Origin of the sequence: Tsuneonella suprasediminis, assembly GCF_003605755.1 — a bacterium.
Taxonomy (GTDB): Bacteria; Pseudomonadota; Alphaproteobacteria; order Sphingomonadales; family Sphingomonadaceae; genus Tsuneonella; species Tsuneonella suprasediminis.
In genome coordinates this window covers 27990-51222 of sequence record NZ_RAHJ01000017.1, presented here as the reverse complement: position 1 = coordinate 51222, position 23233 = coordinate 27990, and the positions used below count along the sequence as shown (strand labels likewise).

The window sequence follows — 23233 nt, the reverse complement described above, 5'->3', positions numbered from 1 at the left end:
CATGGCCCAAGCACCACGCGAGAATAATCAAGGAAACCGAATGCCGAACGCAGGAGCCGCCGAGCGCGCAGAACTTCACCGCACGATCTGGCGCATCGCGAACGAACTGCGCGGAAGCATCGATGGGTGGGACTTCAAGTCATATGTCCTCGGCATGCTCTTCTACCGGTTCATCTCAGAGAACCTGACGCGCTACCTCAACGAACAGGAGCGGCTCGCCGGCAACCCCGAGTTCGACTACGCCGCGCTCAGCGACGAGGACGCCGAATTCGGCCGAGAAGAGACCGTGCGCGAGAAGGGTTTCTACATCCTGCCCTCACAGCTTTTCCAGAACGTCAGGGCAGTCGCTCGCCAGGACGAGAACCTAAACGAAACCCTCTCGTCCGTATTCGCCGCCATCGAGGGTTCTGCCAACGGCGCCGAGAGCGAGAACGACATCAAGGGGCTGTTCGACGATCTCGACGTGAACAGCAGCAAGCTGGGTGCGACCGTCGCGAAGCGGAACGAGAAGCTGGTCAAGCTGCTGAACGCGATCGGCGATCTCCCGCTTGCGAACGCTGCCTTCGCCGATAACAGCATCGATCTGTTCGGCGACGCCTACGAATACCTGATGCAGATGTATGCCTCGGGCGCCGGCAAGTCCGGCGGGGAGTTCTACACGCCGCAAGAGGTGTCCGAGCTTCTCGCGCGTATCGCCGTGGCGGGTAAGAAAGAAGTCAACAAGGTCTACGACCCTGCCTGTGGTTCGGGCTCATTGTTGCTCAGCTTCAACAAGGTGTTGGGCCAGGACAAGGTGAGGCAGGGGTTCTTCGGGCAGGAGGTGAATCTGACGACCTTCAATCTGTGCCGGATCAACATGTTCCTGCACGACGTGAACTACGAGAAGTTCGACATCGCACTGGGCGACACCCTGATCGACCCCGCACACTGGGATGACGAGCCATTCGAGGCGATCGTCTCCAATCCGCCCTATTCGGTGAAATGGGAGGGCGATGCCAATCCTCTGCTCATCAATGACCCGCGGTTCGCCCCGGCAGGCGTGCTTGCTCCCAAAGGCAAGGCCGACCTCGCATTCGTCATGCACATCCTGCACTGGCTGGCCGTGAATGGCACGGCGGCGATCGTTGAATTTCCTGGCGTGCTCTATCGCGGCGGGGCCGAGAAGAAGATACGTAAGTATCTCGTCGACAACAACTACATCGATGCGATCATCCAGTTGCCGCCGGACCTTTTCTTCGGAACGCCGATTACCACGTGCATCATCGTTCTGAAGAAGTCCAAGACGGACAACTCGACGCTGTTCATCGACGCCAGCGCGGAATTCACCCGGCAGGGCAACAAGAACCGGCTCCTGCGGGAATTCCAAGATAAGATCCACGATGCTTTCGTCGCGCGTAAGGACGAGGACCACTTCGCCAAACTCGTCGAGAATACGGCCATCGCTGACCATGGCTACAACATGTCGGTATCGGCATGGGTCGAGCAGGAAGACACCCGCGAAGTCGTAGATATCGATCAGCTGAATGGTGAAGTCGCGAATATCGTCGGTCGCCAATCGGATCTGCGGTCGCAGATCGATGCAATAGTGGCAGATCTGGAAGGAGCCGCGGCATGAGCCAGTTAGGTCGACTGATAGAGACGCATTGCCCGAAGGGAGTCGATCTCAAGCCGATGGGAGAGGTTGGCGAGTTCATTCGCGGCAACGGTCTCCTGAAGAGCGATCTCGTGGAGGAAGGCGCTCCTGCGATCCATTACGGACAGGTCCATACTCATTATGGAACCTGGGCGTCGGAGACGAAGTCGTTCGTCAGCGATGCTCTGGCAGGTAAGCTCCGGAAGGCGAAGCCCGGCGACCTCGTCATTGCGACTACCAGCGAGGATGACAAAGCTGTAGCGAAAGCCGTCGCCTGGATCGGCGAGACAGACGTTGCCGTGAGCGGTGATGCGCACATCTACCGGCACACGCTCGACCCGAAATACGTGTCCTATTTCTTCCAGACCGAGCAGTTTCACGATCAGAAGATGGTGCACGTCACGGGAGCAAAGGTTCGGCGTATTTCAGGTGACTCCTTGGCGAAGATAAGCATCCCAGTGCCTCCGCGCGAGGTTCAGGTGGAGATCGTCGCTGTGCTAGACCGCTTTGCCAGGCTGGAGGCAGAACTGGAAATCGAACTCCAGGCAGAGCTTGATGCACGTCGCCAGCAATATCGTTTCTATCGCGAGCGCTTGCTGGCATTCGAGGTGGCATGACCGAAGAGCAGCATCCCGTTCAATTTCGGCCCATTGCGCAATCCGCCGAGAGCACGGTGGTGGCTGAATTCGTCCCCGAGAAGAGCGGGGTGCGCGATACCGCCTATCAGTCGGAAGATGCGCTCGAGAAGACGTTGATCGAGCAGCTTCAGGCGCAAGCCTACGAGTATCTCCCGCTGACGTCGGAAGAGGCGCTTGTAGCCAACCTTCGGGCCCAGCTGGAGAAGCTGAACAAGATCAAGTTCTCGGACGCTGAGTGGAAGCGCTTCTTCGAGACCTGCATTTCCAGCGCCAACGACGGGATCATCGAAAAGACCGCGCGGATCCAAGAAGACCACGTCCAGGTCCTCAAGCGGGACGATGGGACGAGCAAGAACGTCTACCTGCTCGACAAGACCAACATCCACAACAACAGCCTGCAGGTGATCAACCAATACGAGATCGCCAACGCCGACGCCGCCAGGCCTCGAAGCAATCGATACGATGTCACGATCCTCGTCAACGGTCTGCCGATGGTGCATATCGAGCTCAAGCGCCGCGGTGTGGACCTTCGCGAGGCCTTCAACCAGATCAATCGCTATCAGCGGGACAGCTTCTGGGCGGGATCCGGTCTTTTCCAGTATGTTCAGCTGTTCGTCATCAGCAACGGAACGCTGACAAAATACTACAGCAACACCGTTCGCGAAGGGCACCTCGCCGAACAACGTGCCAAGCGTTCGCGCCAGAAGACGTCGAACAGCTACGCCTTCACCAGCTGGTGGGCCGACGCGAAGAACCGGCCGATCACCAGCCTCGCAGGCTTCACCAAGACCTTCTTCGCCAAGCACACGCTGCTCAACATCCTCACGCGCTACTGCGTGTTCGACGTCGACCGGAAACTGCTGGTCATGCGGCCCTACCAGATCGTGGCGGCCGAGCAGATCCTGCTTCGGATCGAGACCTCCACCAACTACGATCAGCTCGGGACCATCTCAGCCGGCGGCTACGTCTGGCACACCACAGGCAGCGGGAAAACGCTCACCAGCTTCAAGACCGCTCAGCTTGCACGCGATCTACCCGGAATCGACAAGGTGCTGTTCGTCGTCGACCGCAAGGACCTCGATTACCAGACGATGCGCGAATACGAGCGGTTCGAGAAGGGGGCAGCCAATTCGAACACGTCGACATCGGTGCTCCAGAAGCAGTTGGCCGATCCGGACGCGAAGATCATCGTCACGACCATCCAGAAGCTTTCCCGCTTTGTCGCGACCAACCGCAAGCACCCCATCTACGATGCCCACGTCGTCGTCATCTTCGACGAATGCCACCGTAGCCAGTTCGGCGATATGCACGCCGAGATCACGAAGACCTTCAAGCATTATCACCTGTTCGGCTTCACCGGCACGCCGATCTTCGCGGATAACTCGGGCAGCGGCGGAAATCCCCTTAGGCGCACCACCGCGCAGGCCTTCGGAGATCAGCTGCACACCTATACGATCGTCGATGCCATCAACGACAAGAACGTGCTGCCGTTCAGGATCGACTATATCAACACCATCAAGACCAGCAGCGCGATCAAGGACAAGAAGGTGTCCGCGATCGACACCGAGAGGGCTCTGCTGGCGCCGGAGCGGATCGCCGGCGTGGTGGAATACATCCGCGAACACTTCGACCAGAAGACCAGGCGCAGCGTCTCCTACCGCCACGATGGCAAGCGCATGGCGGGCTTCAATTCCATTCTCGCTACGGCGTCCATCGATGCCGCCAAGCGCTATTATGCAGAGTTCAAGCGACAGCAATCATCCTTGCCTTCCGCGCAGCGTCTAAAGATCGGCCTGATCTACAGCTACGCTGCCAACGAGGACGACGAGGACGGCCTGCTCGGCGAAGAGGAATTCGAGACCAGCGACCTCGACAAGAGTTCTCGCGATTTTCTCGAGGATGCGATCAAGGACTACAACGCCTTGTTCAACACCAGCTTCGACACGTCCGCCGACAAGTTCCAAAACTACTACAAGGACCTGTCGCTGCGCCTGAAGAGCCGCCAGGTCGACATCGCCATCGTGGTCAACATGTTCCTCACGGGCTTCGACGCGACCACCTTGAACACGCTCTGGGTCGACAAGAGCCTGCGCGCTCACGGACTGATTCAGGCCTATTCGCGCACCAACCGTATCCTCAACTCGGTCAAGACATACGGCAACATCGTCTCCTTCCGCGATCTGGAGCAGGAAACCAATGATGCGCTCGCCCTATTCGGCAACAAGGACGCCAAGGGCATCGTCCTGCTCAGGCCGTTCGCCGAATACTACGCAGAATACGAGGCTGCGGTGGCGAGGCTGCAGGACGAATTCCCGATCGGCCATCGGATCATCGGAGAGAAAGCACAGAAGGCCTTCATCAGGTTGTTTGGGTCAATCCTGCGGCTACGGAACATCCTCGTGGCGTTCGATGATTTCGCCGGCAAGGAAATCCTGACCCCTCGCGAATATCAGGACTATCTCAGCATCTACCTCGACCTCTATGCGGAATTCCGCAGCGCCTCCGAAGCCGACAAGGAAGCGATCAACGACGATGTCGTATTCGAGATCGAACTGGTCAAGCAGGTCGAGATCAACGTCGACTACATCCTGATGCTGGTCGAAAAATATATCAATGCGAGGGGTGGAACCGAGGACAAGGAAATCCTCGCCACGATCGACCGGGCCATCGATTCCAGCCCCTCCTTGCGCAACAAGAAGGACCTAATCGAACGGTTCGTGGACTCGGTGTCCGCCGGTTCGGATGTCGATGTTCAATGGCGGGCCTTCTTGGCTGCCCGGAAGGACGAAGAACTCGCCCAGCTGATCACCGAAGAAGGCCTGAAAGGCGACGAGACCAGGGAATTCGTCGAGAATGCCTTCCGCGACGGCGTGCTGCCCGTCACCGGAATCGGAGTCACGAAGATCATGCCGCCGGTATCGCGTTTCGTGAAAGGGGGTGGGCATTCAATCCGAAAGCAGGGCGTGATCGAAAAGCTGACAGCATTCTTCGATCGCTATCAGGGGCTCGTATAAATGGGGCTGAGACAGGCGGACGAATACGGCGCCTCGTGAAGCACCGCCCGACGATGCTGTATCAAAGAACGTAAAGAGAACAATTGCTCGATAATCCAGGACCGGCTAACCGATGGTAATGACCGAAGAGAACAAGAAGCAGTATTTCGATATCGCGTTGGTGGTCCCACTTGAGGAAGAGCTCATCCAAGTGATGCAGCGCTTCCCAAGTGTAGAGAATCGCAGCACGGACACGGTCCTATGCCATGTCGTAAACAGCGGCAGTCCCGATATATCGATGGTGGTGGTGCAGCAGCAGGGAATGGGAAAAACCCACGCCACGAACGCAACGAATTTCCTGCTCACTCAATACGATGTCGGCCTGATGATCTGTCTCGGTATCGCGGGCAGCCTAAGCGACGATATGCACCTTGCTTCGGTCTGCTACAGTGGAAGGGTCGCGGACGTTCTCGACAATAACAAGATCAGCGACCTCGGATCCGGTTCGGAAGAGAACGACGCCGATGATGCGGATACGGAATTCTCTCCATACCATTACGAGACACCCGACAAGTTCACTCAGGCCTTCAATTTCGCCCGCACTCAGTCCGACGTTCGGCCAGCCTACCTGACTTGGCTGGAAGAACGAAAAGTGGCCGCGGAAAATTTGGTCCCAGGCGAAGTGCCGGCCCCCGGTGGGCAGAACGAAAGGATCGGCGCGCCAATCACGTTATCGGGCGTCATCGTCTGTGGCATGGTTAGCAAAAGCAAGGTCTACAACGAGAAGCTGAGGAAGGTAGACCGGGCAGTCCTGGCTGTCGAAACGGAATCCGGTGGGGTTTTCGCGCAGGCCAAATACCACGGAAATACCCCAGCTATGAGCATCAGGGGTATTTCCGACTACGCCGATAAAGACAAGAAGAAGCTGGAGCAGGCCAGCAAGGGCGCAGTCCGAGCGCTGGCAGCAGCGAATGCCGCAGGCCTTCTGCACTTCCACATCGCCGAAAACCACTACTTCCGGAACGCTGTGCTTGGCAGACGGAACAACGGACAGACGACCTTACCGCTTGAGCCTGAAGCCGCCGATCCCGGTTTACTCGTCACGACGCTAGGCGAAATCAGGCAAGAGATCGACGAGGCTCTGCGGAAGCTCTCCCCCGAATACAAACTCCAGGAAAAGGGTTACCGACTTCCATTGCCCAGAGTGCGTCGAACACCTGAGGGTGACGGCACAGATGTTCAAGACGACCCGGTTGATGTCCGGTTGGCGCTAAAGCGTAAGGATCGGATCGTCCTCAGCCTTCCCAGGACCTACCCCGATCAGAGTCTTCCATGGGTAGTGGCCAGCGATCTGCTGACTGCCGTGTTCGACGACCGCCAGGCAGTGCCGATCATTATCGACGGCGAGGCCATCAGGGGGAAGCAGAGCGTGTTCACGAGCATCGTTGAGCACGACTTAGAGAAACTTCGCGAACACGACGGCGCTCGCATCGTTTTCATCGTCGAGAACATGCCCTTTGCCTATAAACATCGCGTCGAGGCGATACTCGACGAAATCGATAAGTATCCCGATGCAAAATGCGTGTTCATCACTCGGGGAGACGACGCACTTGTCGGTGAGTCCACTTTCGCGTCGAGATCTGCCGCAGTCCACTACGACAGCTGCAGCATATCCTTCCTCGAGATCGCGAACTTCATCCAGAAGAACTTCGGTATGAGCGGCGGAGATTCCGAGGTCATAGCAAAGCGACTGAGGGACACATTCAATCAGTTCAGGCTTGATGCGCACCCGACCTACTTCGCTGGGATCCCGCGTGAGACTCTGTCCGCACTTCTGCAAGCTAATCGGCGAGCTGAACTGATACAGCTCGCGGTTGATGGATTCCTCACCTTCATTGTCGCAGGCGACAGGTCAGACGTTAACCTCGGCCGGACGACACGGGCTCGCTTCCTCAGAAGCCTTGCCTACGAAATGCGCCTTGAGAAGCGGAACTTCGACCAGGCGGCGCTCATCGCTTTCACTCAAGAATTCGCCGATCGTCACGACTTCGACATCAATCCGTTGTCCTTCATCCGCGGGTTCGAAGATCAAGGCATCCTACACTTCGAGTCCGGTAAGGTGCATATCTCGCTACCCTTCATCGAAGCATACCTCTTGGCCGTAGAACTGGCGGCCCGGCCGGACGACGCTGAGCGCTACTTCGCGATCGGCGAAGACTTCGACTTCGTCACTTTCGATCTCTATGCCGAAATCGGAGCAGCTCCTTCGATTTTCACGCGAGTCTGCAACGCGCTCGAAGCTTCAATCGAGGAACTCAGGGAAAAGAACGGGAAGGACCATATCCTATTCGGTGAGGAAATTTCACCTGTGCAAGTTCGTGATCGAGGTGCGACCAACCGGTTGAAAAGACGGCTCCAGAACGCAGTCGATGCAGTCAAGAAGGGCGCGAGCAACCTTGAGGAAAAGCAGACCCTGCTCGACCTTCAAGATCGCGTCCGTGAGGAAGCCGGGCGACAGCGTGAAAACAGGGACGAAGGCGCAGACGAAGCCTGGGCAGAGCGCATTGCTCCACTCGATCGAATGGGAATGGCATGGACCATCGCAACGGTGCTGCTCGGTGCCGGTGCCGAGCATCTGGAAGCGAACGAGAAACGTCGCCTCAGCTCCCTGCTCATCAAAGGAAGTGCGGCATTCACGGACGAATGGAACCGGGTTCAGTCGGAAATCGACTTCAAGGGCCTGAAGGAGGCGATCACGACCGACGAGGCGCTAGCCGATATGCCGGGGCCCGAGGATATCGAAGAGAAGCGCAAGTTCGTAGCGGGCCTGATCGACCTCTTCGAATACTCGGCAATGGCGGACCCCATACGGCGCACGATGACCTTCCTTTGCGAACAGGCCAGGCACAGGGTGCTTTCCACTAGCGTCGAGGCGTCGGTCGTCGAAGGTCCGATGGAGGATCTGATCAAGGGGAGCTGGTTGATAGACATTGATCCGGCAAAGGGGCGCAAACCTCTTCGGGAAGCAATCAAAACCATCCCGCGCGCCACATTCCTGCGTATGACCATGGTGAGTCATTACATGACGAGAATGTATTGGGCGCACGGGAAGAAAGAGGACAAGTTAGCGCTGCTGGACGCAGCAGACGATATGCTGAAACCGCTCGAGATCGACCTGGATAAGGCTCGGCTTAAGCGTCTTATCGAGAAAGACGGCTAGGGAAGACAATGAAGATCTTCGTCAGCAGTGTCATGAACGGTTTCGAGGAATACCGCGAAGCGGCGTTCGCCGCGATCCGCAGCCTCGATCACGAGATAATCCGTGCCGAGGATTTCCCGGCATCCAACATCCCTTCGCGGGTGGCATGCCTGCAAGGCGTGCGGGAGGCGGACCTCGTCGTCCTGATACTCGGCGAACGCTACGGCTGGTCCGAAACCCAATCGGGCATCTCCCCGACGCATGAGGAGTTTCGGGAAGCAGCAGGAGAGGGAAAAGTCATTCCGTTCGTGCAGGCCGGGGTGACTCGCGAAGAGGCTCAGCAACGCTTCGTGGACGAGGTCGAGGACTACGATACCGGGATGCACCGCGGGCAGACCTTCCGTTCATCGGAGGAACTGCGCACCGAAGTAACCCGCGCCATTGCCAGGCATCAGTTGTCGGCTGCCACCACGCCAGTCGACGTCGGTGCACTGGTCGAAAAGGCACGCGACGTGATTCCAGTCGAGGAGTGCGGCATGGTGCGGATGACCGGGCCACTGCTGCATCTCGCAGTCGTCGGTGGGCCTGTGCAGACCATCCTGCGGCCGAGCGAGATCGAAAACCAATCGCTGGTCGACAGCATCGTCGCGGACCTGTCCTCCGCACACGGCTATTTCTCCTATCGGCTTCGGACCGCACCTCGGCTCGATCAGGGCGCGCTCGTCATCGAACAGGAAAACGGAGCGGCACTACGCATGGACGAGGCTGGCGCAATGCTCTTATCCGTTCCTATCGAGGAAGCGACCGGGCATCTCAAGCCCCTGATCGAAGAACACGTCGGTCAGGCGATCGAAAGAGGGCTCACCTTCGCGGACAGGTTGCTGGAGAAGTTCGACCGCACCCAACGACTGACACGCATCGTCATTGCTGTCGATATCGGCACCAGCGGCGTATTCGGATGGCGCACTGCAAACCAGCAAGCTGCCAGTCCTGACTCGATGCAGATCGCAATGGACCGATCGGCTTCCGGCTCGGTGTTGCTCAATCCGCCCGACCGAACACGCATGGCGTTGCGCGCCGAACGCGCTCGGATCCGCGAGGATCTGCTCGCCCTACTTCGGCGGAAATACAGAAGCTGAATGCCGGGGTGACAAGCGGTATAGTCGGGTCAGGTGATCGGCAAATCGCTTATTAGTCGCTGAGGGACGGGTGCCCTCACGGCGCGGGCTCTCGAGAAGAAGGGGAACTGAAGAGGATTTCTAGTTCGCTTGGCCAGCCCAAATACTCAGGCGAGTTCCATGCGCGCAGCTTTAAGTTGAGGCGGCGCTCAGGCGTCGATCCACAATCGCCCATGGTAAAACCTTCTTCGCTCGTCGCCCGCTGCCTTTCATCCGTAGGAGGAGGTGTGATCGAAGGGTTGTTTAGATGGAAAAGAAGAGCCCGCAGTTTGTTGGTCAGCTCGGACCATAAGTCGGGGTCAACCGCGCGAGAAACGAGATCCTAATGACGGGCCGCTTGCAATTCGCAGCGCACGCGAGGTGTGGCTAAGCCGACCAGCCGCCTTGAACCGCCCCCTGTTCTCACTATGTTCGGGGTAAAGGGGGCCTCGTGACGTTCCAGATCCTATCTCTTTCCGGTGGTGGTTATCTCGGCCTGTATTCGATCGCTGTCCTTGCAGAGATCGAGGAGCAGAGCGGTCGCAGGACGGCCGATTTCATAGATCTATTCGCTGGCACCTCGATCGGCGGCATCGTCGCCCTGGGACTGGCATCCGGGGTCCCCGCCGCGCATATTCGCGACGCGTTCGTCGAGAACGGCGAAAAGATATTCGGTCGTAAGTCACCGGCTCGTGGACCTCGAAAGTGGGCCGAATTCCTCGGCAACGTCTCACGACCGAAGCATTCCGCAACAGCTCTACGCAAGACCATCGAAGACATTGTAGGCCAACAGACCCTGGTCAAGGACCTGCGTCGCCCAACGGTCGTCGCTGCGGTGAACCTCACCAAGGGTGGACCGAAGGTCTTCAAGACCGGCCACCATGCCAATTTCAAGATCGATTGGCGCCTCCCCGTCGTCGAGGTTGCTCTCGCTACCTCGGCCGCGCCAACCTATTTCCCGACGCACCGGATCCAGCATGAACTCTTCGCCGACGGCGGCCTTTTCGCGAACTCGCCCGATGCGATAGCGGTTCACGAAGCGGAAAATTTCCTAGGTATCGATCCACACGAAATTCGGATGCTCAGCGTCGGCACGACGTCGCAATCGTTCGCTTTCTCGGCAGGCACTTCGACGTCAATGGGCATATGGGATTGGGTGAAGGGTGACAGGCTCAGCAACGCGATCATCGGCTCACAGCAGGCGCTGACCGACGACATGATGAAGCATCGCCTGGGCGATAGATATCTCCGGATCGATCGGAACCAGGCCGACAGCCAGCGCACTGACTTGGCGCTCGATTGCGCGAGCCCGCAGGCACGGGCCACCCTGCTCGCGATGGCGGCGAACTCCTTCGCCGAATGTTCGCCGGATCCGCTCCTTCAATCGATGCTGCAGCACGAGGCTGCGGATCGTCCCTTCATCAACGCCAGCATGTAGGTAGCCATGGGTATCGCCGCTGACCTGTTTCACTCCTCCAATCCCGATAGGGAGACACTGCATCGCCGCATTACTCCGACGGACGATCAGCAGGCGGCGCAACAGGAGCGCTGGAACGACTTGGCGGATTTCCTGAAGGCGCGGATCAAGGACGAGACGGGATGCTCCATGAGGACATGGCTACAAGGGTCATACAAATTCGGCACTCAGATCCGGCCTCACAACGCCCATGCCCAATTCGATATCGATCTCGGCCTGTATTTCGAGTGGGAGGGAGAGCCCGAGGACGGTGACCACGAGCCCGAGGAACTCAAAGCGCTGGTTCAGGACGCGCTTCTGGATTACCATAGCAATGCGGAGAACGACGCCACGGGTGTCGAAGATCCGAAGGAGCGCTGCAACCGCATCACGTTCGCGCCCGATTTCCATATCGATGTGCCATGCTACCATCTGGATGCGGAACGCGATGCACGTGCGCTGGCGACCGAGACGCTGGGTTGGGAAGGAAGCGATCCCAAGGCCATCTACGTCTGGTTCAAGGACGAGCAGAAGGACCAGGCACTGCGGACGAAGGTCCGGCGTCAGGTGCGCTACTTGAAGATGTGGGCGGCATTGACCTTCGCCGAGGGCTCCAGACCGTCCTCCATTCTGCTGACGGTGCTCGTGGCAGACGCAGTTCGCGAAATGGATCTGACTTCGACCGATGATGCCGATCTTTTCGAAAGCATCGCTGCGGTGGTTCATGCACGCCTCGCTGATGGTGCGAAGGTGCCCAATCCCGTGGACATAGGCGAAGACCTCAATCGCCTGTCGGATGCGGAACATGCAGAGTTCGTCGCTCAGTTGGAAACCCTCGTCGACGTCGCCGCGAGGGCCAATGGCGCGCAGGACAAGTTCACGGCAGCAGAGACATGGACCGAGGCGTTCGGCCATTTCTTCCCGATGCCCGAAGACAACGAGGAGATGGTGGCCGAGAAAGCGGAGACAACGAATGCGCTCGTCCCGTTCCAGTTCGACCCCCAGATTGCCATAGTGGCCACGCCCAAGAAGAATTCGCATGTGTCCTGGAAAGGCCTGAACGAGTTGCAGCCCATTCCCAAAGACTGCGACATCGCATTCAGCTTGCAAAATGCGCCACCCCCAGGTTCGAGACTGCGATGGACAGTCCGCAACCGCGGCGACGAGGCGGCGGGCGAGAACGATCTGGGTCACCACGCGGGGGACGAGGCCACCATCACGGAGCATTCCGCATACAATGGCGATCATGCGATGGACCTCACCGTCCTGCTGGGCAATCAAGTGATCGGGCGCCGCCGGGTCTGGATCAAGGTGAGAGGCATGGCCGTGCCACCGCGAAACCCGGCGAGACGGCGGCACGTTCTTTAGTCCCGCACTGCACGCCTGGCAGTGGCCGCGTCCAGTGTCCGACCAGACCTTGCCACCTGGGCGGCGATATCAGCCGCTCGTCAGCCTCGGCAGAGAACGGTCGATCGCGGAGGCACCGTTACACCTCGACAATTCCGTCACGGCCATCGCGAGAGGGGCCGCGACGCCATTGCACGAGACCTGAAGGAGCTCATTGAGCCCGTTGGTGCTGGTGAGGTGGATGCTCTCGTAGAGGCACACGGGGATCTGGTAGTTGTTCGCGAACCGTCGGTCAGGGCCACCGCTCTTGTTCGGATGTTTCCACGTGTGGAAGAGAACGGTCGTATCGCCAGGGACCGTCCCTTCCTCGATGAAATTGGAGTCCTGCCAGACGATCGAAAGCTGGTCGTAGGCGACTGCTCCGACATTGTCGTCGTGGACGACGAGTAGGAAGTCCGGAAGGAAAAACAGGGTCTCCTTCCCGACCGCGATGAAAGGCGGCGTGACATTGCTCTTCAGGATGGTCGGCAGATCGTAACCCAGAACGGTGGAACGCTTGTCCAGAACGTGGCTCGCGCCGGCATTGCGCTTCCACGTCACGAGATCGTTGACGGCACCACCCGCGTCAACATGCCATTTGCCATGACAGGCGGCAACCCTGTCGAAGGCGTTCGTCATGGCTTCATACGCCTTGGCGGCGTCGTCCTCGAGATCATACATCAGCACGACCGAACGCCGACTTTCGTCCAGCCATGACCCCAGGACCCGGCCTCCGAATGCGACGGCGGCACCGACGAGGAAGCCGATCACCCCTCCACCGATCGTGGTCAGCGCTGCAAAGGCGATGCCGCACCACATCAACACGGTCGCCAATCGCGCCGACTGCTGCTTCTCGATCATTTCGGCAAGCACATCGGCGAACCGCGCGTCCTCCATGTCGGCGACAGCGCCGGAGGATACGGCAACCATGTCGATTCCGGACACGGACTCGGGATGGCTGTGCTGCTGTGCTGGGGGTTCGCTGGATGCACGCCCTTCGCCATTTCGTGCCGATCGCGATGCCTTGAGAGTCTTACGGTAATAGAGACCGCCACGACCCGCGTGAACGTAATGGCCGCGGGGACCCGTTCCGAGACGCAAGCCACGCACCCCAACGGACAGGCCGACGCCTCCCTTAGAGAAATTGAAGCGAAATGGGCCAGCGCTCACCGACTTGCGGACGTAGAACGGCATGGCCTACTCGCAACCGACGCCGTCGCCGTCTCGATCGAGATGGCGGGCGTAGCCTGGATCGCCCCGTCGAATAGGCGCGGCTCCCGCAGCGCGCGCAGCGGTGCAATTGGCGTAGTAGACGTCAGCCCTCGACGCCTGACGCGGTTCACTTTGCGGGGCTGGGGCGCGGTGGCAATGCCGTCCTCCGTTCTTGCGATCGTTATGGCAACCATCAGCCGCGAGACCGCCAGGATGGGCCGAAGCAGCAACCGCCCAGACGAAGGAGGCAACCGCAAGCGCCAATGATCCGAACACAAGCGTCGCGACCAGTCCGAACTCAAGCCTGATCAACCAGCCGCGACCTTCGCGTTGCCGATCACCCCATTCCCTCAGCGACATTCGTGCTTCCCCCAATAACGGTCCCACCGAGCTGCCCAACCTCCACGGACCATAGCACAAGATAGGTCACCGGACCTCGGCGAGATGCACCATGCGCCCGTCCGGTCTCCTCCTGCAGAACCGGTCGAAACACATCGCATCGCAGGACCCGCCACCAGCACATGACCATGGCGCCCGGTGCCGACAGGTCGGCCGATCAAGTCGACCAATGCGTCTCTCGCCACCATGGCGTCAGCGGCGGGACAGAGGTGCCCGTCGGAACAGGAACCATCGAGCTCACGGGCGGCAATGCCTGCAATACGAATGCGCGGACCTTCCTCGCACCATACCGGCCCATCTCCGTCCCATACTGCTTCAGGGGTGCAAGTGAAGGTCTCACCATTAGGCACAATCACGACCGCGAGAAGAAGAAGCGCTGACATTCGAACTTCTTACTGGGTCTTTCGGTTCGATCAACATTGATCCCGAAGCGGCTGCACAGAACCCAATTTTCGATCTTGGAGCGCCGCACACTTCGTAAGGCTCAGGATTGTCAATCGACTGAATAGCTGAAGGCACGGATTGCGGCTGTCTTCAAATATTCGACTTCAAGGAGACCATTATGAATAATTTCACCACCCCGTCGCGGGGTGCGCAGTCGCACGTGCCCAGTGCGTGCGACCCTGATCTGTCCGGCGTTGATCCGCTGAAATTAACCGAGATCCGACGGCGGGTCGCTGTCGTAAGGTCCTATCTGCGGATCGCCGAACCAGATGAAGGCGACCGAGCGGAGCACGCTTCGAAACTCGACCTCAGCATCAATCAGTTTCTTGCGTTGGTCAGAGCATGGTCGCTGCAAGAGAAGGCATCGGCACTTTCGGGTTCAGGCGCTTCAAAGGGTGCGCCCCGCCCGAAAGGTAGGCGCAACCTGCCCGTCGCCAGTAAGACCGCTGCACAAGAAGTGATAGCCGCAGCTGACGCGAACGCTTCGCTTATCGAGATCGTCGATCGCGTCGCGGAGCGGTGTGGCAAGCTCGGAGTGGCGACACCGTCGCGAAGCACGATATGGAACATGCTGATGGAGGCGCGACGCGCTTCTCCGGGGACTGATAATCACGCGACAGTGATATCGCGATGCCACGTCAAATTGCCAGTCCAGAAGGCCCGACACTTGGTATATCCGGACCTCACACTCGCGGTGAGCGAGGCGAATGGCGAAATAATCTTCGCGTCTCTCGGTGATCATGACCTTGATGCCGACAAGCTAACGGAAGCGCTCAAAGACGGGCTCCTGACCGGACCGTTCAAGATCGACTCTGAGATAGCCGCGTCTTTGCAATTGCCTGAGATGGTTGACTTCCAAGCCATGAAAGCGACGGCGGCGAGAACCGCAACAGCTCGCATACTCGGCAGGGGAATAGGCTCGCTCGATCTGATTTATCATCGGAGCCGATCGCGAGAGCCTCACGAATTACTGCGATCGAAGAAAGACGCCCCACTTTCGAGCGAAGATGCCTTTCATATCATCGTTGAGCAGATCGATGCACATAACGCCGCACGAAACATGAAGAAGGCGATAATTCCTGGACGTGATTAGCCTTCCGCGATCATTTCTAGAAAACGCCTTAAGTTTGCCGGAGGGGACGCGTCATTCGGCGACTGGATCTGCGACGTTACCTCTGCGTTATATTCATCGACCTCCACCCTGAGCCGCGCCTGGAACTCCATCAACGAAGATCTCGCTCTGACGCCTGTGCTTCCGTCTTCCCCAGTGCGTATAGGGAAGAAGACGACGGTTCCGATACGAAGGCCAGTTGCAGGCCGGAGATAGCGACCGAACCGATTGGTTTTCGTCGACAGCTCAATACCTGCGTGCAGATCGGCATCGACCAGCCGCTTCTTCATGTCCGTCCATGCGTCTTCGTCCTCACCAACGACGATCTCTGCACGAGCCGAGCTATCGACCCACGGTAACCGCACGAATTGGCTTTCATCCAGTCTCCTCAAGGCATCCATTGCTGCTCCGCGATATCCTGCTCGGCTGTCGGCAAGAGCGCCAAGCTCCGCCCCCAGGACGACCTGCGTAGAACGGTCCAGTATCACGAAGGCGGTGAATAGCCTTTCGTCGCTCGGAGTCAGCTTACAGGCGCTGCAGTCCAATTGCAGATCAACGCCTGCAGAAGACTCACGCTCTCGGCGGCGAAGTTCCTCTTCGACGTAGCGCCTGAGCGTATTGTGGCTAGGCCCCGCCCCGTCGACGAATGTTCCGAGCCTGCTGGCGAGGTCAATTGCCAATTTTCGCACGCTTGCGTTGGCGTCAGCAGCGACCACCTCGGCAACAAGCTTGCGTATCGTCGCGTCGTATTTCCCGACACGGGACTTCGGAGCAGCGGCAAAGGTTCCTAGGGCCGCTAATGAACGGTCATTTCGCCAGGCTTTTGCCATCTCATAAAAGCGAGTGAGCCCCACCCCCGCATCAGCGGCCGCCCGCGCCGCATCCACCGATCCATTCCCATCAGACCAGCGATCGAGTGCCGTCATGCGCTGGATCGCCTTGGAACGATGAGCAGTAGACAACGACACCCACATGGCGCGCTCACGATCCGGTATCGGATTTCCGAAGAATTTCTCGAGCGCCGGAATTCGGGACAGACTGTCGGCCGACGTCGAGCCGGAGGCTTGATTCATGAGCCGACCCTATCGCACTCGGCGGGGATATCCAAACTATTTTCGATATCCAAACAACTTTCGATTGACAAATCCTGTGCGGAATAGCAATTGACGCATATCGAAAGTTGTTTGGAGATTATCGTGCGTGTGCTGAACAATGTAATGCGTGACGGAGAAACCCTGGGCGGAACCGTCGTGCACAAGGTCGTGATCGTAAGAGCGCCCGATCGCGATCAACTACGCGGACAGATTACCGGCAAGAAGTCGGTGCGCACCATCTGCTACCCGTCCAAAAAGATGCGCCGTGCCCGTTTCGGGGAAGCCGCCGCCGAGATCGAACGGATCGAAGATGAGGAAGTCAGGACCACGGTGGTCGATGGCGTCGCCCAACCCCTGCGGGTCGAAGCTCTTCTTGAAACGCCGACGGGCATGAGATGGTTCGTCCACATTCCCGACTTCGCTACCCTCCTTTCCAATGGCGATCGCGTGCTCCTGGACGCGAAAAGGAATTGGAGTGACTTCCGCAAGGACGTCGGCAGGAGACAGACGCTCCTTGGACAGCTCGCCGCCGATGCACTCGGCTATCGTTATGAGCAGATCGTCCTCGGCAGCGCCGGGAACGAGATCCGCAGGCGTAATATCAACGAGATCCAAGCCTACCGTTTCGTCCACGTCCCCGGCCATCTTGTGGTGAGAGCGACCTCGGCAGTCGGGAGGGGCCCCATCTCTCTCGCGAATCTCTCCGAGCTCCTGCACCCGGTGAACGGTAGGTCGATGGCCTACGCATTGATGGTGCGACGCGTCGTGGAAATCGACCTCGAGAGTCCGCTCGGGCCGCGCAGCGAATGCCGGTCCGTCCCGCCCCTTCCCCTCGCAATGCCGAGCATCCGCCGATGACCGGTAGATCGCTGCCTACCGCTCGTGCCCCACCAACCCGAGCAAACTCGACACCCATCACCCCACAGCAAGGCGAAAATCATGCCGGTTCAAACGAAGGAACTCGAGATGCAGCACCGCTTCAAGGCGGTCTTGCGTTGCCGCGACCCACCATAGCGCGGCCGACCTATCGTCGTCCGCGCGTGCCCAACCCCCGATAAAGACGCGGCACAATCCCGCGTGGAACGACGGAGAACATCATGAATAAAAACACGATCAACGGAGCCATCGGTTCGACCTTCATTAATCACGAAGGGCTGAAACTCCACCTCGAACGCGAACTCGGTGATGGGCTCCTGAACGTCCTCGAACTGCCGAGCGGCAGGGTCCACCGCTACGAGGATCCCGACACCGGTGAGCTGCGGCTCCCTGATACCCGCTGGCTCGAGAGCGGCCTTGCAGACAGCAGCCTGCGGCTCCACGCCGACGATAGAGGCGTGATCCCCCACGAGCGTATTCTGGCGCGAGTGCATGACCGCGAAGAAATCCTGCAGCGCGACCCTTACGCGGAGGCGAGACTCGCCGTCATGCTGCCCCTTATCGAGAAGTGTATCGAGGGGAATGATCCGAAACTCGGGGCCGAAATCAGGAAAATCTGGACCGAGGACTTGCGAGCCAAGTTCGGCAACCCGCCTCAGATCGCCACGGTAAGAGGCTGGTTCGGACGCTGCCATAGCGCGACCGTTACTCTTGCAGACATGATGAGCATGAGTGGCCGCGTCCCCCGGGTTAACCGGCTTGACCCGGCGGTCGAGGAGATCATCGATGTCGCCCGCAACCGGTTCTGGCGCAACAGAGGCTGGAAGATCGTCGACGTCCACGCCGAGGTGAGCACGGAGATCGGCGACGAGAACTTGCGGCGCATCGCTGCAGGCGAGCCGACGCTCAATGTGCCTGGCAAAGAGACGATCCGTCGGCGGGTTAACGAACTTCTCTGTCGGGAAACCTACGCCCAAAAATACGGCGAGGCAGCAGCACGCAGAAAGTTCGACGGATCCGGCAAGGGGATAAGCGCATATCGCATTCTCCAGATCGGCCTGATGGACGACACGGTCGTCGATCTCGTAACCGTCTTGGACATGGATCGCGGCTTCGTGGCGGGGCGCCCCTACCTGACCGTCCTTATTGACGTCTACTCGCGCTGCGTCCTCGCAATGACGGTGAGCTTCCAGCCCCCGACCGTCGCCAAGGCTGCCGAGTGCGTAAGGACGGCAATGAGCTGCCTACGCGAGGGCAACCGACCGAAGATAGGCCTACGGAAGGATTGGCTTGAGCGGCATCCCGCTCTCGCCACGATCAACGGGAAATTCGCCAAGATCGTGACGGACAACGGCTTCAATTACGTGGTGCCGGCCTTCTCCGAGATGATGTTGGACCTCGGCATTGTCCACGAACTGGCACCTGTAAGATCGCCGAGGCATAAGGCCATCGTGGAGCGCTTCTTCCGTTCCTTCAACACCTTCCTCATCGACAAGTTGCCGGGCGCGACGCTGGATCCCAGCATCATGCGTAAATTTGGCATCGACCCGTCGAGCGAGGCCTGCATCACGCTGTCCGAACTGCGGGAGCTGATTTCGCAATTCCTGCGACTCTACCACATCACGCATCACAGCGGGATAGACGCCGTGCCTTTGCAGAAATGGGCTGCAAGCGCAGCCGTTCACGGCCGCGACATGATCCTCGACGAACGGCTCATCGACGTCGTCACCGGCGTCACCGTGCATCGCAAGCGGATCACGGCGGGTGGCGGCCTGAGGATGTTCGACATGACATGGAAGGGGGCCGGCATCGAGGAAGCGATCAACAGGCTGGCTGCCGCGGAACCGCATAAGACCCGTCTCGAAGCAACCGCCGCTGTGACCACTAAAGTCAAATACGATCCGGACAACCTCCTCTACGCGCACATATTCGTCGGGGACGACTGGATCAGGGTCGAGAACACCCAGTCCGAATACGCGGCTGGGCTCTCGCTCTGGCAACACCGGCAGGTCCGGGCATGGTCGAAGCGCGAATCCCTCAACTTCGTCAGCGAGGCGGACCGTCTTGCGGCCCGGCACGCCCTCAATCTTGCGATCCGCGAAGCCTTCCCGGGAATGGATGCCCGCGAACGCCGTGCCGCCGCTCGACTGGCGGGGCCTGGGCCTAAGCTCGACGCCCTTCCCGATGTGGAGTTCGCCGAGGCCGAGCCGCGTCACGACGGAATGGGGCCGATTATCGAGCAAGACGTGCCTGCGAACGAGCGCGAGGACGCGCACCGCGCCATGAGCCGGCCGGGAAACGAACCCGCCGAAAGTGACGAGACCGAAAAGGAGGACACGCAGGACCAGGACACGCCGATTGCCGATCCCCGCCATTCGATCATCCAGTCCTCGGCACCCGACGATGACGACGATGAAGAGGAGTATAGGTGATGGCGACAAAGTCGAAAAACCTGACCTTTGGTCCTGAAGAATTGGAGCCCCGGACCGGGCTACCCGGTCCGGTGGTCTCGGCGGAGAACCTCGCAAACATGCGAGTGCGTGATGAAGTCGCGCGCTCAATTTACATCCAGAACCCCAACCACACCCCGGTCTTCAAGGCCTTGGACATGGTCCTTAGCCTCGGAGTGAAGGGCGTCTACCAGACCGGGTCGAGCAACAGCGCACCCAGCTACGCCGGAAAAAGCGCCTCTGGCGACGAGTTTGGACGTATCGTTGCGCGGCGTGGCATCTACCCGGATGACACGCTTCCCGTAGTGAGGATCGAGCTGGAACAGGCCTGCACATCGCGGCGCTTCTGGTCGACCATCCTGAATTTCTATGGCGACGGGTTCGCAGCCTCTAAGGACGAGGACGGCCTGCGGCGCAGCGCCTACGAAGCTTTCGAGCGGCACGGCACAAGGCTGCTCATCATCGACGAGGTTCAGCATGCTGGATATCGCTCGAAAGGCTCATCGGCACCCACCGACGTAATCAAGCGGTTCATCTCCGATGCCCAAGTGGGTGTGGGTCTTTTCGGAAACGAGGACGCAAAAGCCCTTTTGCAGTCCAACGAGCAGCTGAGCAATCGTCTGATCGAACCCTGTGACATCCAGCCGCTGGACGTGTCCGATGCCGCATCGGCAAGAAGACTCTTCAACTTTTTAGCGCGTTACAATGAGGCGCTCGTGGAGAAGGACTTATTTGCTACATCCATGTCGCTCGTCGACGAGAGGACCGTGGAGTGCCTTATGGCGGTCTCCCGCGGCTTCCTTGGTCGTGTCGTCAAGCTGCTGCAGGTCGCGGGACGACATGCCTTCCTGCGCGGCGCGACGTCGATTGAGCTGTGCGACCTCTCCCACGCGACGTCGAAGTGGGCAGTCGCCCAAAAACTCGCCAAGCACGATCCCTTCAGGTTCGGTATCACCTGGCAGACGCCGGAATGACGTGCCGCTCCATCACGAAAACATTGCTTCGTGACGGCGACTACACCTGCAGGTCCAACCTCTGCCGGTCGTCCCGACCGGACCATTCGGGTCCGCAGGTGATGACGTCGGTCAGACCGGAAGTCGACGAAAGCCTGATCGGACTGGTAGCCCGCATAGCTTCGAGAAATTGGCTGACTATGGTGCGGCCCATTCTAGCGGCCTGCGGTGGCCCATTCCATGCACACACCAACCTTGCCGTAATGGACAGTGTAGACTTCGATCAACTCGCGTTCGCATGCCGTCTCGCACCGGACGAAGTCGATAGTCGACGCTACCTGCGCGCAGGCGATGCACGGAGCGACATGCCGGGTGTCCATTTCCATGGGACAATCATTCCGAGATACGACCTCAACCTGAGGAAGCGTGTCACGCCCACCTGGCTTCGCGCCGGATATCATTCTGCACTCGGGCACCACGGGCTTGTGACCCACTGTCCCATCTCGGGCGAAATCTTGCTCGACACATGCCCGCGCTGCGAACGGGCGCTGAATTGGACGAAGAGCGCGCTCGCGATCTGCCATAGGTGCGGGTTCGATCTCTCATGCCACGACGGAGCGGTGGTATCTGAAGAAGAATTCGCGGCGACCAGACCTATGATAGACCTCGTCCACCCCGATCAGGCTCGACACCAGACTGCGGTGGAGGCGATGCCTGCCCAGCTGCATGGGTTCGACCGTGGTCTCATTTTCGAAGCAGGTTGGCGGATGGGATGTCTTATCACTGGCCATGGCCAGCGCGATCGCGATGAGGCGAAGCGACTGCCGGTCGAGCGCCGCTTGAAGATCCTTGCGGCAGGATCGTCCGCTCTGCTCAACTGGCCGAATAGTGTCACCGACGCTCTACAAGGTGTGGTTCGCGGCACCGTCGAAGGGGACGATCGCTTAGCCGTTGCCGCGCGCAACTTCACCAACTTCCGCGGACAGTGGAAAGAACTGCGGAACCTCGTTCGTTCATCAGTCCCGCAGCTGGAGATTGGCGGACTTCAGGCAGTCAAGGCAACGCTCGGTGTCGGAGTAAACTCTGCCCAATTGGAGAAGGTGCTGGGGGTCAGTCAAAAGGTCGTCGGCAGGCTACGGGAGACCGAGCTGCAGCCCGTAATAAAGGGCGGGACGACCAACCTGCACGAGGTTTTCGAAGCGGCTGAATTAGCGGGACTGCGGCAAGACCTCGATGACCGAATCCCCTTCGGCTCGATCGCCGAACGAATGAACATCAGCCGGCATGGCGTCGAGCAGCTGGCCTGTCTCAGAGAACTGACGATCTATGACACTGGTCCTGTAAGGATCGCGTTCAGGCAGAGGCAGGCGAAGGCCTCGGACTGGCATCGCATACTGACGCGACTGGAAAGCACGAGTGTTGAAATAGAAGAAGATTGCTCCTTAGCCATTGGTCGAGCCTTTAGGGCGATCGGTGGTAGGGAAAAGCCTTGGGGGCCTTTGATACAGGCAATGATGCGCGGCGAAATCGCCTTCAGCCTCGATGACGGGGTCGGAAGGTTTATGGATCGCGTGCGCGTCCGCCGAGATGATCTGGACAAAATCCTCAATCTGAATTTCCAGTGCCGCGATTACCCTGGCTTTACGTTCGAACGGCGTATCAACCGGCGGGATACCGAAGAGCTTCTCAACCTAAATCCCAAGTCGTTCAGCGCAGCGCTGAAGAACGGCACGATCATTGCACCCGGCAGCTCTTCCTATGATCGTCGGAAGATGCTCGCCGCTGCAGCAAAGTATATCTCCGAATCCGAGATACTCGCAAGGTGGAATGGAGTTGATAGGCGCCTCCCGGCCCCCCTGCGCGGTAAGAAGCGCATCAAGAAGATCTGCACCCTCGGATGGGAGCGAGCTGTCATTGAGGTGGCTATGGCCGGGGGATTGCCCGGATAGTTCCTTGGTAAAGTTACGCGTGAACTAGAGCAATCCGGATGAGCCGGACACTCAAGAACAGCGACGGTAAGCACCAACCGCTAATCCGTTTCCGCGCGGATGCCGAGAAACCACCATGCGCTCGTTTATGACGACCCGCTAAGTGTTAGTGGGTCTTCGACCCAAATTCCGGTGTCTAAGAGGGTTTTCCCGAATGGGTCATCCCTACATTCGTCGATTTTACGGATTGTGGCCTAAAATTTCTTAGCGGGTCCGATTACCTCCCTTTCCCCATCGCGGACAA

The 23233-nt window shown here is 59.1% G+C and carries 16 protein-coding genes; 12 read left to right on the top strand and 4 right to left on the bottom strand.

Annotated features, from left to right (window positions below; all coding sequences use genetic code 11):
- The first annotated feature begins 40 nt into the window (after nt 1–40).
- From D6858_RS05730 to D6858_RS05700, 7 genes are all read left to right on the top strand, one after another.
- Nucleotides 41–1615 carry a type I restriction-modification system subunit M gene (locus D6858_RS05730; protein WP_120108151.1) on the top strand — a complete coding sequence of 525 codons (1575 nt, stop codon included), beginning with the start codon at nt 41–43 and terminating at the stop codon, nt 1613–1615.
- Nucleotides 1612–2250, top strand: coding sequence for a restriction endonuclease subunit S (locus D6858_RS05725; RefSeq protein ID WP_120108149.1), 639 nt, complete (start codon nt 1612–1614; stop codon nt 2248–2250). Before D6858_RS05730 ends, D6858_RS05725 begins: the two co-directional genes overlap by 4 nt.
- Nucleotides 2247–5285, top strand: coding sequence for a type I restriction endonuclease subunit R (locus tag D6858_RS05720; protein WP_120108147.1), 3039 nt, complete (start codon nt 2247–2249; stop codon nt 5283–5285). The genes D6858_RS05725 and D6858_RS05720 overlap by 4 nt, the downstream gene beginning before the upstream one ends.
- Nucleotides 5286–5403: 118 nt before the next feature.
- Nucleotides 5404–8484 (top strand): phosphorylase family protein, encoded by a 3081-nt coding sequence (locus D6858_RS05715; RefSeq protein WP_165859643.1) that lies wholly within the window; start codon nt 5404–5406, stop codon nt 8482–8484.
- Nucleotides 8485–8492: 8 nt separating this feature from the next.
- On the top strand, nt 8493–9602 hold the full coding sequence (locus tag D6858_RS05710; protein WP_120108142.1) for a DUF4062 domain-containing protein: 1110 nt from the start codon (nt 8493–8495) through the stop codon (nt 9600–9602).
- A 469-nt stretch (nt 9603–10071) separates the two neighbouring features.
- Nucleotides 10072–11058: a CBASS cGAMP-activated phospholipase gene (locus D6858_RS05705; RefSeq protein ID WP_120108140.1), complete on the top strand. Its 987-nt coding sequence runs from the start codon at nt 10072–10074 to the stop codon at nt 11056–11058.
- 6 nt (nt 11059–11064) lie between these two features.
- Nucleotides 11065–12444, top strand: a complete 1380-nt coding sequence (locus D6858_RS05700) for a CBASS cGAMP synthase (protein ID WP_120108138.1) — start codon at nt 11065–11067, stop codon at nt 12442–12444.
- A 69-nt stretch (nt 12445–12513) separates the two neighbouring features.
- Here the strand turns inward: D6858_RS05700 and D6858_RS05695 are convergent, their stop codons facing one another.
- Together D6858_RS05695 and D6858_RS05690 are read right to left on the bottom strand one after the other, a co-directional pair.
- Nucleotides 12514–13656, bottom strand: coding sequence for a DUF4236 domain-containing protein (locus D6858_RS05695; RefSeq protein WP_120108136.1), 1143 nt, complete (start codon nt 13654–13656; stop codon nt 12514–12516).
- Nucleotides 13657–13659: 3 nt separating this feature from the next.
- Complete coding sequence (locus D6858_RS05690; protein WP_205664888.1) at nt 13660–14034, bottom strand: excalibur calcium-binding domain-containing protein; 375 nt, start codon at nt 14032–14034, stop codon at nt 13660–13662.
- A 601-nt stretch (nt 14035–14635) separates the two neighbouring features.
- On the opposite strand from D6858_RS05690, the gene D6858_RS05680 reads away from it, so the two are divergent.
- Nucleotides 14636–15610, top strand: a complete 975-nt coding sequence (locus D6858_RS05680; protein ID WP_120108132.1) for a hypothetical protein — start codon at nt 14636–14638, stop codon at nt 15608–15610.
- Here D6858_RS05680 and D6858_RS05675 read toward each other — a convergent pair.
- A complete protein-coding gene (locus D6858_RS05675; protein WP_120108129.1) occupies nt 15607–16701 on the bottom strand; it encodes a hypothetical protein in 1095 nt (364 codons plus the stop codon). The genes D6858_RS05680 and D6858_RS05675 overlap by 4 nt on opposite strands.
- A gap of 90 nt (nt 16702–16791) precedes the next feature.
- Between D6858_RS05675 and D6858_RS05670 the strand changes: the two genes are divergently transcribed.
- The 3 genes from D6858_RS05670 (at nt 16792) to D6858_RS05660 (ending at nt 21022) form a co-directional block, all read left to right on the top strand.
- Nucleotides 16792–17580 carry a hypothetical protein gene (locus tag D6858_RS05670; protein ID WP_133305246.1) on the top strand — a complete coding sequence of 263 codons (789 nt, stop codon included), beginning with the start codon at nt 16792–16794 and terminating at the stop codon, nt 17578–17580.
- Nucleotides 17581–17819: 239 nt separating this feature from the next.
- Nucleotides 17820–20030, top strand: coding sequence for an integrase catalytic domain-containing protein (locus tag D6858_RS05665; RefSeq protein WP_120108124.1), 2211 nt, complete (start codon nt 17820–17822; stop codon nt 20028–20030).
- Nucleotides 20030–21022: a TniB family NTP-binding protein gene (locus tag D6858_RS05660; protein WP_120108121.1), complete on the top strand. Its 993-nt coding sequence runs from the start codon at nt 20030–20032 to the stop codon at nt 21020–21022. Before D6858_RS05665 ends, D6858_RS05660 begins: the two co-directional genes overlap by 1 nt.
- A 194-nt stretch (nt 21023–21216) precedes the next feature.
- Here the strand turns inward: D6858_RS05660 and D6858_RS15765 are convergent, their stop codons facing one another.
- The gene (locus tag D6858_RS15765) at nt 21217–21387 is read right to left on the bottom strand and encodes a hypothetical protein (RefSeq protein ID WP_165859642.1); all 171 of its coding nucleotides are present in this window, start codon (nt 21385–21387) and stop codon (nt 21217–21219) included.
- 270 nt (nt 21388–21657) lie between these two features.
- Between D6858_RS15765 and D6858_RS05655 the strand changes: the two genes are divergently transcribed.
- Nucleotides 21658–22950, top strand: a complete 1293-nt coding sequence (locus tag D6858_RS05655; protein ID WP_120108118.1) for a hypothetical protein — start codon at nt 21658–21660, stop codon at nt 22948–22950.
- Nucleotides 22951–23233: the final 283 nt, after the last annotated feature.

Coding starts and splice junctions, on each gene's coding strand:
- D6858_RS05730 (WP_120108151.1), top strand. CDS start 41: ATGCCGAACGCAGGAGCCGCCGAGCGCGCAGAACTTCACCGCACGATC.
- D6858_RS05725 (WP_120108149.1), top strand. CDS start 1,612: ATGAGCCAGTTAGGTCGACTGATAGAGACGCATTGCCCGAAGGGAGTC.
- D6858_RS05720 (WP_120108147.1), top strand. CDS start 2,247: ATGACCGAAGAGCAGCATCCCGTTCAATTTCGGCCCATTGCGCAATCC.
- D6858_RS05715 (WP_165859643.1), top strand. CDS start 5,404: ATGACCGAAGAGAACAAGAAGCAGTATTTCGATATCGCGTTGGTGGTC.
- D6858_RS05710 (WP_120108142.1), top strand. CDS start 8,493: ATGAAGATCTTCGTCAGCAGTGTCATGAACGGTTTCGAGGAATACCGC.
- D6858_RS05700 (WP_120108138.1), top strand. CDS start 11,065: ATGGGTATCGCCGCTGACCTGTTTCACTCCTCCAATCCCGATAGGGAG.
- D6858_RS05695 (WP_120108136.1), bottom strand. CDS start 13,656: ATGCCGTTCTACGTCCGCAAGTCGGTGAGCGCTGGCCCATTTCGCTTC.
- D6858_RS05690 (WP_205664888.1), bottom strand. CDS start 14,034: ATGTCGCTGAGGGAATGGGGTGATCGGCAACGCGAAGGTCGCGGCTGG.
- D6858_RS05680 (WP_120108132.1), top strand. CDS start 14,636: ATGAATAATTTCACCACCCCGTCGCGGGGTGCGCAGTCGCACGTGCCC.
- D6858_RS05675 (WP_120108129.1), bottom strand. CDS start 16,701: ATGAATCAAGCCTCCGGCTCGACGTCGGCCGACAGTCTGTCCCGAATT.
- D6858_RS05665 (WP_120108124.1), top strand. CDS start 17,820: ATGAATAAAAACACGATCAACGGAGCCATCGGTTCGACCTTCATTAAT.
- D6858_RS05660 (WP_120108121.1), top strand. CDS start 20,030: ATGGCGACAAAGTCGAAAAACCTGACCTTTGGTCCTGAAGAATTGGAG.
- D6858_RS15765 (WP_165859642.1), bottom strand. CDS start 21,387: ATGGAAATGGACACCCGGCATGTCGCTCCGTGCATCGCCTGCGCGCAG.
- D6858_RS05655 (WP_120108118.1), top strand. CDS start 21,658: ATGATAGACCTCGTCCACCCCGATCAGGCTCGACACCAGACTGCGGTG.